A 10439-nucleotide genomic window follows, 5' to 3' on the forward strand; every position below is an offset into this window, starting at 1 on the left:
GCTCGCCTCAACCCGGTGAGCCGCATTCGCAACGGGGGCCACCAAATGAGTTTGCTCACGACTTCTGCGGCATCCATCCACCAGTTAGGCGCGGCCGCCGCGCTGGTCGGCGATCCACAGTCCCCTGGCACCATCACGACAGGTCGTGACGGTGCCAGGGGACTGTTCAGCAGGTACGACGTCGCGGCGAACACGATGCTTGCCGGGGGCTGGCTGGTCGAGCAGCACACCCTGAGGACACAACACCACCTCGACCAAGCGACTGACGACGCGGTCAGGCTGAAGGATCTCGCCGTCATCGGATCCGCGCTCACGAACGTCGCCACCATCGCCGCGGGTCAACTCGTCAAGCGTGAGTTTCCAGACGGACCGCCGCTGGACGCGGAGGGCCACCTCACCTCCGACGCCTCCGAACGCGGCAAACGTTACTACCGCTGCCTCACGATGATGAAGATGCTGAACCGCGCCTTCGCGGCCGGCGCGATCGGGCTCACTCCTCAAGTGAACTTCAACATATTGCGCTCGTACCGACCCGGAACGATCTTCCGGCTGTTCACCTGACGAAACGGCGGTGACGATGATGACGATCGTGCAGACCGCGGCCGCTTCGGTCGGTCGCCTTGGCTTGGCCGCCGCCGCGTTCGGCGGACCCGCGCTCGCCCGTGCCGCCCAGCGGCCCGGAGCCGGTGAGTCCGCGGAGTCGGGTACCGATGCTCGGCTCAGCACGAGCGGCACCGTGTACGAACTACTCGTCAACGCCGCGATCGCGGCCGGTTGGCTGAGTGAGCGAAGAACTCTTCGGGGCCGGTCCCTCGACAAGGACGCGAAGGTCATGGTGACCACCAAGGACGTTCTTGTCGCGGGCACGGTTCTCACCGGCGCAGCGACCTTGGTCGGCAAGGTGGTCACGCGACACGAACCCCCCGCCGACCGACCTGGCTCCGGGGAGGAAGAGCCATCGCCCGACGCGGCCGTCGACGCCGATGGCAATCACCGTCGCCTGCACACGATGACCGAGCTCAACCACACCTTCGCCCTGCTCGGAGTGGCCGTTACCCCCTTCATCAACTTCGCGCTGTTCGACTCCTACCATCCCCACCCACTACGCAGCTTCTTCTCGCTCTGGTAGGAGGACAACGCATACGCACGGTCCTACGTTCCAGGCGCCAAGATCGACGCTGTCTTCGATGTGCTGGCCGACATGGGACCGCAGCTGGTGGTGTGCCGGCACGAGCAGAACGCGGCGTTCATGGCCGCGGCGATCGGTCGGTTGACCGGAGGGCCGGGGGTGGTGCTGGTCACGTCCGGGCCGGGCACCGCCAACCTGGCTACCGGTCTGCTCACGGCCAACACCGAGCAGGATTCAGTGGTCGCACTGTGCGGCGCGGTGCAGCGCGGGGACCGGCTCAAGCGCACGCACCAGTCGATGGACGCCGCCGCTCTGTTGAAGGCGGTGACCAAGTTCACCGGTGAGGTCGATGATCCGGACAACGTGCCCGAGACGGTGGCGAACGCGTTCCGTGCCGCGATGGCGGAGCCATGTGGAGCGAGCGCGGTGGTGCTGCCCGCGGATGTCCAGGCAGCCACGACCTCCGCCGGGGTGGCCCGGCCCGTGCGGGTGCCGCCGCTGGGTCCGGCACCGGCGGAGGAGATCTGGCGTGCGGCGCAACTCGTTCATGGAGCCGAGCGACCAGTACTGCTGGTCGGGGCACGCGGAGCTGACCCCGAGTCCTGTCTGGCGCTTCGCGCCCTGATCGCCGACACGGATCTTCCGGTGGTCGAGACCTTCCAGGCCGCCGGCGTGGTGTCGCGAGACCTGGAGGCTCGTTACGTCGGCCGGGTCGGGCTGTTCCGCAACCAGCCCGGCGATGTCATCGTGGGCCGGGCGGATGTGGTGATCGCCGTTGGCTATGACGCGGTGGAGTACGACCCGGGGCTGTGGAACGCCGATGTCGCTCGCACGATCCTCCACATCGACTCGGTTCCCGCGGACATCGACAACCACTACCAACCTGCGCTCGAACTGCGCGGTGACGTGGCTGCCACCCTCACCGAACTGGCGAAGCAGCTGTCCGGCCATCGCCTCGCCGACGGGTTCAAGTCCGAGATCACCCGGCAGCAGCGGGTGCTGGCCGAGATCGACGAGACGGCCAGGACCGTCGGGCATTCGTCTGTCGGGCTCAACCCGGTCGCGGTAGTGCTGAAGCTCCGCGAGATCCTCGACGACGACGCGACGATCGCCTGCGACATCGGTTCCAACTACATCTACATGGCCCGTCACTTCCGGGTGTATGAGCCACCTGCTGTTCTCCAACGGTCAGCAGACCCTGGGCGTCAGCCTGCCGTGGGCCATGGCAGCGAGCATGGTGCGCCCTGGCACGCAGGTGGTCTCGGTCTCGGGTGATGGTGGGTTCCTGTTCTCCGCGCAGGAGCTGGAGACCGCGACCCGGCTCGGCCTGACCTTCACGCACGTGATCATGCGCGACGACACCTACGACATGGTCGGCTTTCAGGAAAGTACTCAAGTACGGGCGGAAGTCCGGCGTCCAGCTCGGTGACTACGACATCGTCAAGTACGCCGAGTGCTTCGGAGCCCACGGCCACCGGGTCAGGACGGAAGAGGAGTTCGTTGCGGCGCTGGAACAGTCACTGGCCGAGGAGGGTCCGTCCATCATCGACGTGCCGGTCGACTACAGCCGCAACACCGACCTCGGCGCCCACCTGCACGAGGACGTCTTCGAGTAGGAGCGCCTGCACCGAGAGACACGAAAGCTGGAAAACATGAGCACAACCGAGACCGCCAGTGACCGCTTCCGCCGGTGGGCGCGGACGATGCTGGCCCATCGGTCTGGTGCCGGTGACGTCCAGCACAGCGCCGACCGGGCCCGGGAGGTCTACCAGTCATCCACGATGGGAGCCCTGCTCGACGGCGTTTACGACGGCGACGTCACGATCGCCGAACTGCTGACCCACGGTGACTTCGGCCTGGGTACGTTCAACCACCTCGACGGCGAGATGGTCATCCTCGACGGCACCTGCTACCACCTGCGTTCGGACGGCAGCGCGAGCCTCGCCGCCGGTACCGATCTCACCCCCTTCGCCGCCGTCACGTGGTTCACGACCGACACGACCATCCCAGTTCCCTCGGGCACGAGCCGGGCGGAGGTGATCGCGCTCATCGACGAGGCGATCCCCAGTAAAAACCTCATCTATGGCATCCGGGTCACCGGAACGTTCAGCACGATCAAGACCCGGACCGTCATGGAGCAACGGCCCCCTTATCCGCCGCTGACCCAGGCCACTGCCGGCCAGGCGGAGAGTGAATTCTCCGGGGTGGCAGGTACGTTGGCCGGATTCCGCACGCACGAATACGAGCAGGGGATCTCCGTGCCCGGCTATCACCTGCAGTTCCTCGACGAAGCGCGTACACGCGGCGGACACTCGCTGGACTTCCGAGTGGAGCAGGGCGAGATCGCGATCAGCGCCGCCTCCGAATTCCACCTGAGCCTGCCCAGGTCGGGCAGTTCCTCGACTCGGACCTGTCGCCGGCCAACGTCGTGGATCAGATCCACAAAGCAGAAGGCGACTGAGGACCAGGCCGTGTGCCGCCAGCGCTGGCCACTGGGAGGATCTCGCGTGTCGACGTTCGTGCTGATTCCCGGCGCCTGGCATGCCGGGTGGGCGTGGCGGCCCGTGGCCCGCCGGTTGCGAGACGCGGGTCACCAGGCGCTGGCGCTCACCATGCCCGGCCTTGCCGACGGTGACGATCCGACGGGTCTACGTCTCCAGGCCGCTGTCGACCATGTCGTCGCCGAGGTCGAACGCCGGGACCTCGCCGACGTGGTCCTGGTCGCCCACAGCTGGGGCGGGTACCCGCTGACCGGTGCCGCCCACAGCCTGGCGGAGCGCCTGTCGAAGGTCGTCTACTACAGCGCGTTCGTTCCTGCTCGTGGTCGCAGCGCGTTGGACGAGTTGCCGCCCGAGTTCGCGGCGACCGTGCGTACAGCCATCCGGTCCTCGTCCGACTGGACCTGGGCGCCGACGTTCGAGATCGTCCAGCGTGCGTTGATGCAGGGGGAGCCGGAACAGCTTCAGCGGTTCCTCTTCGAGACGCTCGTTCCCCAGCCGGGTAACTACCATCTCGACGCGCTGGACGTACCGGAGGTGACGAGCCTCGGCGTACCGGTCGCGTACGTCCTCAGCGCGGACGACCACGGACTGGGCCGGCCCGACGCCGCGGCGGACTTCATCGGACGACTCGGCGTCGAGCCGATCGTGGTTCCGGGCCCGCACGAGTCCCTCCTGACGAATCCGGAAGGTGTCACGCACGGACTGTTGCGGGACTGATCGGGGGACTGGGCTCCCACTGCCCCCCCGGGGTTGCATGGTCACGGTCGTCGCTGTCAGTGCTGTTTGAGATGGTGCTCGACGTGCGCTATCCAACGACGTATCCCGCTGCCGCCGCCGACCAGCACGCAACTGACCTCGCCGGACGGCCCTGCCCGCGCCTGACCGGTCCGCTCGAGCTCGCTCGCCGACTGGCTGAGCTGGACGAGCAGTACATCCGCGCCCAGTTCGTCGAGCTTGACAAACTGGGCGCTTCACGGGACGGCGGGACGCAAGCCGTCCGGAAGCTGATGGCCGACGGCCGACTGCCCCAGCCCGCCTACCGGCTGGTCGACGGTACGGACATGGTCGCCGGCGACTTCTTCGCTCCGCTGGATGCCGCAGGTGGCGCGGAGGCTCTGCCGGAGTGGTTCCGCAGCCGCTACCTGAGCGCCGCGCGTCGGCTTGGGCTGTCCGACAGCCCTGCCGAAGCCGACGGGCAGTGGACCGAATACCACTCCGGTGGTTACGGGGTGTGCCTGAAGCAGGCCACGCCGGAGGCGATAGCCGAGAAGGCGCTGTACGTCACGACGATCGAGCGCCTCCTCCTCAGCCCTCAGCCAGATGACGCGTCCTGGGCCGAGCAGCTTCGTACCGCAGTGGACTCACTGGCCGCGATCGAGCGGCCGGGCGCGGCACTGGACCCTCCGCGCTGGGGCGGCCCTATGTCGCCACAGTGGTATGGCGCCTACCTGCGTGCGTACTTCCCGCAGGTGTTCACCTCACCCATCGGAGTGGCAAGCTGACCGCGGCCGAGCACGTCGGAACGCAGGGGCACCTCGAACGCTGATCAACAATTCCCGCCATATCGCGAGGAACGCGGTGCCGCATCACCCGAGGTCCCCGCGGTGTGTATCGACGTGTCCATGAGGAGCTTGCTGGGGGGTGCAAGGATGTGGGGATGGCTGCGTTCTTGGTGCTCCCCACGGGCTCGGGTCTCACCCTGGCTGACGTCGAGGCTTGGGTCTCACGGGCGCGCACGCTCGGTGCCTCCGCGGTCTCCCAGGTCCGTGTTGGCGATTCGCCGCTTGCCGCAGGGCATGACGGTGGCATGACACTGAGCGTTCCCGTCACTGCGAGCCGCAGGGTCCTGCCGGAGACGGCTGGGCCGTACGAGGCCTCGGCCGGGACCGGGACTGGGACCGACCACGATCGCGTTCCCGAGACGGAGGCCGACGGCGATCGCGTTCCTGAGTCGGAGGCCGACGGCGAGCGCGTTCCTGAGACGGAGGCCGACAGCGATCGCGTCTCCGAGACGGAGGCCGACGCCGGGAGCGTCGCCGACGGCGCGGGCCACACTGCTGTCGAGGAGAGTCCCGCTCCGCGCGAGGCGCCTGCCCTCCCGCGGCCGCCCCTGCCAGTCTTCTCCCACCCCTCGTAGGGGCGACCGGCTCGGCTCCTGTCCCGCCGGAGGCCACCGCGCGCGGCGTACGCGGAACTTGTGCGGACAAGCTGTCCGACCGCCGGGAGGGAAGCGCTCAGTCCCGAGGTATGGCAGATGCCGCGCTCACCGATTGCGAAGGCGTCCAGCCGGTCTCCCTCGCCCATCGCTCCGCAGCGGCCATCAGTACATCGGTGGCCGGGTCTTTGATCTGGCCGTACGTAGAAAGGTCGGCGGGCACCGCGCGTGCTAGCCGTCGCTTGAACTCTGCCCAGGCCTCGCGGGCCGCTTCGTCCTCGGTCAGGAAGTCGCGGAAGAGCAGGGCATACCGCTCGTTGGGGCGGCCGGCAATACGGACGTGAACATTGCCCGTCCGGGTGCCTGCGGGTGGGCGGAACACGAGCTTGTCCCAGGCAGCCGGATCTCCGTCCCAACGTTCCGGGACGTGATCCCGATATTCCCCGGCGCCGGGCGACCTCGTGAATCCCGCGCTCAGCAAACCCTGGGTGAGCTGCTCGTCAGAGAGGCTGCGCACGATTGCCTGTACATCGATGCAGTCCTTGGCCACCATGCCCGGCACAGACGTCGAGCCGATGTGGTCGACCCGCACCACCGAGGAACCGGCTGCCTGTCGGATGCGAGCAGCCAGGACGTCGAAGTCCTTCGCCCAGTCGGGCTGCCATTCGATGAGTTCGACGAGCTGCACGGTGAATCCTCCCGACCGCTGAGTCCTGCCTCTTCTGGCCCAGCAGCAGTGCGTCGCTCGGGCCGACCCCATCCTGTTTCCTCGCGGGCCGCAGGAGGTCGCACAACCCGTCCGGGAGCTGGCCGACTTCGGACCTTGAACGCTAGCGGCAGACATGTCCGCGTGGCTTCGGCCTTCCCTCTCCAGAGTCCAATTGTCCACTTTGGTCCCTATCTCAGGGCCGGTCAAGATCCCCCGACCTGGCCTGAAGCACGCAAACCGGACATGGCAACAGTTCCTGTCGGTAGGCGCGCAGTTTGTGTGAACTTTTGTCGGATGGCCTCCGTGGCCGCCTCTCCTTCGTGTAGACATAGCGCCGTTTTGGATCTCTGTGAGTGGGTGGGGGAATGGCCTGATGGCGTGGTCGGGGTGTGCCCGGAGGGGCGGGCTCGTTGGTGGCGTCAAGCGTTGGTCTCGTGGCCGAGCGGTCCTGACCGGGTTGGCGGTCGCGGTCGTCTCTCCGCTTCTGGCGGTGGTGCCGTCGGCGGCGGGAACGGCGTCAGCAGCTCCGGTTGGGGCGGCGACCCCCGTGCGGACGGCTCCGGCTGGACCTGTGGAGGTTCCGGAGCTCACGACGGAGACCCGTCGGGTCCTCGCGAATCCGGACGGGACCTTCACGGCCGAGGTTTCGGCGGGGCCGGCTCGTGTCCGCAGGGACGACGGATGGGTGAAGGTCGACCCGACGTTGGTCCGGCGGTCTGATGGGTCGGTGGGGCCGAAGGCCGTCCCGGTCGGGCTGACGTTCTCGGGTGGCGGTTCTGGACCGCTGGCCTCGATCGCTGACGAGGGCAAGTCGCTCGGCCTGGGGTGGCGCCGAGCGTTGCCGGAGCCGGTCCTGTCGGGGCCGACGGCGACCTACCCGGCCGTCCTACCCGATGTCGATCTGGTGCTCCAGGCCGGTGTCGAGGGGTTCTCGACGTACATCGTGGTCAAGACGCCCGAAGCTGCGGTGAATCCGGAGTTGGCCGAGCTGAGCTTCGCCCTGTCGGCGTCTGGTGTATCGGCCACGGAGAACGCCGATGGCGAGTTCGAAGCCAAGGACGGACAGGGGCGGCTGATCTTCGCCGGACCTCAGGCGCGGATGTGGGACTCCTCAGGACGAGACAGCGCTCGGGCGCAGCCGAGCGCAGCTGACCGCTCGCCGAGCCCGTCACCGACCGCGATGTCGCAGAAGAAGACTTCGTCGCCCGAAGTCGCGCTGGACATCGATCCGGGGGACGTGATCGAGGAGCCGATGGAGTCGCGTTCGGCGGAGATGCCCGTCGAGGTGTCTGGTTCGCAGCTGAGTGTGACGCCGGACCACGAGCTGCTGCACGGGTCGGAGACGGTCTACCCGGTTGTCATCGACCCGGGCATCTCGAAGGCGGTCCGCCGCACCTACTGGACGATGGTGTGGTCGAACGGCATGAAGTTCCCGAACCACGCCACCGAGCACGCCAGGGTCGGGTACGACGATTGGGAGGACGACAAGAAGTCCCGGGTGTTCTATCGCTTCGACACGACGGCGTTCGCGGGTAAGCACATCCTTTCGGCGGTGTTCACCCACAAGCAGATCCACAGTCCTCAGTTCGCGTGTGGTGGCACGGCGGCGCCAGCTGTGCAGTTGGGACGGACCGCGGCGATCTCCTCTTCCACGGCCTGGCCCGGTCCGACGTGGTACGCGACGCTCGACTCGAACTCCACCATCCATGGACACCGGGATACTTGCGCTGGTTACACCCTGCAGGAGTGGAACGCCGAAGCTGGGGTGGAGCAGGCGGCGGCGGCGAAGTCGTCGCAGCTCACGCTGGGGCTTCGTTCGGCGGATGAGACAGACAAGTGGGGTTGGCGCAACTACGACAACGACGCCTCGTATCCGGTGTTGTCGGTCGTGTACAACTCCATTCCGAACAAGCCCTCGAGCGTGAAGATCTCCGAACCGTCGACGTCGTGTGTGGCGTCGGCGGCCAACGCACCCGTGATCAGTGATGCGACGCCCACTTTCCAGGGCTACCTGACCGATGCCGATGGCGCCAGTGCGGATATGAAGGCGCGGTTCGAGGTGTTCACCTCGAGCGGCACCTCACCAATCTGGCAGGTCATGCATCCGACAGCGGTGGCCTCGGGGACCACTGTCCGCGTGACGATTCCTACGGGGGAACTGGCCAACAACACGGTCTACAAGTTCCGGGTGCGGGCGGAGAAGTCGATCGCGACGACGCCTGCGGAGGCCACGGACTTCGGGCCCTATTCGGGCTACTGCTACTTCAAGGTGGACACGAGCCGGCCGGCGCCGCCGAAGATCACTTCGACTACCTATCCTCCCCTCGACCCCGACAACGCGGTCGGCTACGGCGGGGTCGGCATCCTGGGAAGTTTCACCTTCGATGGCGATGCCGATGTGATTGCCTATCAGTACCGGGTCAATGACCGGGCGCTGCAGTCGGCGACTCCCGCGACGCCGGGTGCCCCGGCCACAGTGTCGATCTGGCCCGACAAGTTCGGCGTCAACGTGCTCCATGTTTACTCCAAGGACGCAGCAGGCAACATCAGCACCACGTTGGACTACGGATTCAAGGTCGCTCGTGGCTCGGCCCCGGTCGGGGTGTGGAAGTTCGACGAAACCGAGGGTTCCAGTGCTGCAGACATGGCAGGCGGGCCAAATCCTCGCCCGATGACAGTGGCGGGTGGACCCGCGGGATGGTCGCCGCAAGGACGCCTCGCGGGTTCGTTGCAGCTGGACGGTGTGGACGACTACGCCTCGACCGCGGCGGCGGCGGTGAGCACGCACAACAGCTTCACGGTCGCGGCGTGGGTGCGGCTGGATTCCACCGAGAGCTACGCCGCAGTGGCACGTCAAGCCCACAACGGCCACCACGCGTTCCTGCTGTACTACTCCAAGAGCGCGAACCGGTGGGGGTTCCAGCGGCAGGATCCTGATGATCCGGCCAAGTCGTCGACCGCGATGTCGACCTCACCGCCCGCTGTGGGGGCGTGGACGCATCTGGCTGGGGTCTACGACGGTGCGTCTGGCCGGTTGTCGTTGTACGTGAACGGCGTGCCTGAGGGCACCGCGGCGTACGCGAAGTCCTTTCATGTGACCGATCCGTTCGAGATCGGCAGGTGGAGCTACCCGGGTGTCGCTGGGGCGCCGTTCAAGGGCCGGATCGATCAGGTGCAGCTATGGAACCGCTATGTGGCTGCTGAGGAGTTCGCCAGCGTCATTGACCTGAACGACGCAGATGACAAGGAGCAGCCGGCGCTTGTCGGCCACTGGAAGTTCGACGAAACAGCTGGGACCTCCGCGGCCGACTCCTCCGGGTACGGGGCAACGGCAACCTTGGGCTCGGGTGCGTCGTGGGTGTCGGATCCGGTCCGTGGCCGGGTGCTGCGGGTTGACTCGAGCTGGAACGGCTACGCCAGGACGGCCATCAACGTGCCGGTGATCGACGGCGAGGGAAGTTTCACCATCACTGCCTGGGTGAAACCGACCAGCCCCACCGCCCGGGGAGCCGTCGTCGCGCAGGGCTCGCACAGCCCGGTACCTGGTGGGGCGCGGGAGAGCTACGGGCTGCGGCTGAGTCGTGAGAATCCGACCCGATGGCGTTTCGACCGGCTCGACTCGAAGTGGACGAGTACGGCCAGCCTCAGTTCGGATCGTGTGCTGGAGCCTGAGGACTACGGCGAGTGGGTGCATCTGGCGGCGGTCTACGACCGGGTGCAGGGTCGCATGTTCCTTTACGTCGACAGCGTTCGCCAAGGCGATCCGGAGGGATATGAGTTCTCTGAGCCATGGCACGGTGCGACCGGTCCGGTGTGGTTCGGCAGCGAGCTACCGGGGACGGACGCGGCCACCACGTTCGCCGGCGAGCTCGATGACGTCCGGATGTACACCGGCGTGATGTCCCGAGAAGAAATCTTCCTGCAGTGGATGAACGGTTGAGAGGG

The 10439-nt window shown here is 67.0% G+C and carries 9 protein-coding genes and 1 pseudogene; 9 read left to right on the forward strand and 1 reads right to left on the reverse strand.

Annotation, left to right across the window (positions count from 1 at the left end; all coding sequences use genetic code 11):
* Window positions 1–45: 45 nt before the first annotated feature.
* The 8 genes and pseudogenes from HEB94_RS12430 (at window position 46) to HEB94_RS12460 (ending at window position 5767) form a co-directional block, all read left to right on the forward strand.
* Complete coding sequence (locus HEB94_RS12430; RefSeq protein WP_192750030.1) at window positions 46–561, forward strand: hypothetical protein; 516 nt, start codon at window positions 46–48, stop codon at window positions 559–561.
* Between the two features lie 10 nt (window positions 562–571).
* Window positions 572–1129, forward strand: a complete 558-nt coding sequence (locus HEB94_RS12435) for a hypothetical protein (RefSeq protein ID WP_192750031.1) — start codon at window positions 572–574, stop codon at window positions 1127–1129.
* A gap of 39 nt (window positions 1130–1168) precedes the next feature.
* Window positions 1169–2404: pseudogene (locus HEB94_RS12440) on the forward strand (thiamine pyrophosphate-binding protein); the annotation flags it as partial.
* A complete protein-coding gene (locus HEB94_RS49205; protein WP_273375430.1) occupies window positions 2352–2558 on the forward strand; it encodes a thiamine pyrophosphate-dependent enzyme in 207 nt (68 codons plus the stop codon). The pseudogene HEB94_RS12440 and the gene HEB94_RS49205, both read left to right, overlap by 53 nt.
* 7 nt (window positions 2559–2565) lie before the next feature.
* Complete coding sequence (locus HEB94_RS54540) at window positions 2566–2745, forward strand: thiamine pyrophosphate-dependent enzyme (RefSeq protein WP_420481585.1); 180 nt, start codon at window positions 2566–2568, stop codon at window positions 2743–2745.
* Between the two features lie 36 nt (window positions 2746–2781).
* On the forward strand, window positions 2782–4347 hold the full coding sequence (gene budA / locus HEB94_RS49215; RefSeq protein WP_202896306.1) for an acetolactate decarboxylase: 1566 nt from the start codon (window positions 2782–2784) through the stop codon (window positions 4345–4347).
* A gap of 83 nt (window positions 4348–4430) precedes the next feature.
* Complete coding sequence (locus tag HEB94_RS53465) at window positions 4431–5132, forward strand: DUF6058 family natural product biosynthesis protein (RefSeq protein WP_192750032.1); 702 nt, start codon at window positions 4431–4433, stop codon at window positions 5130–5132.
* 155 nt (window positions 5133–5287) lie between these two features.
* Window positions 5288–5767, forward strand: a complete 480-nt coding sequence (locus HEB94_RS12460; RefSeq protein ID WP_192750033.1) for a hypothetical protein — start codon at window positions 5288–5290, stop codon at window positions 5765–5767.
* A gap of 97 nt (window positions 5768–5864) precedes the next feature.
* Here the strand turns inward: HEB94_RS12460 and HEB94_RS12465 are convergent, their stop codons facing one another.
* Window positions 5865–6473: a GrpB family protein gene (locus tag HEB94_RS12465; protein ID WP_202896307.1), complete on the reverse strand. Its 609-nt coding sequence runs from the start codon at window positions 6471–6473 to the stop codon at window positions 5865–5867.
* A gap of 592 nt (window positions 6474–7065) precedes the next feature.
* On the opposite strand from HEB94_RS12465, the gene HEB94_RS53470 reads away from it, so the two are divergent.
* A complete protein-coding gene (locus tag HEB94_RS53470) occupies window positions 7066–10434 on the forward strand; it encodes a LamG-like jellyroll fold domain-containing protein (RefSeq protein ID WP_192750035.1) in 3369 nt (1122 codons plus the stop codon).
* The last annotated feature ends 5 nt before the right edge of the window (window positions 10435–10439 follow it).

The organism is Actinopolymorpha pittospori (assembly GCF_014873875.1).
GTDB lineage: Bacteria > Actinomycetota > Actinomycetes > Propionibacteriales > Actinopolymorphaceae > Actinopolymorpha > Actinopolymorpha pittospori.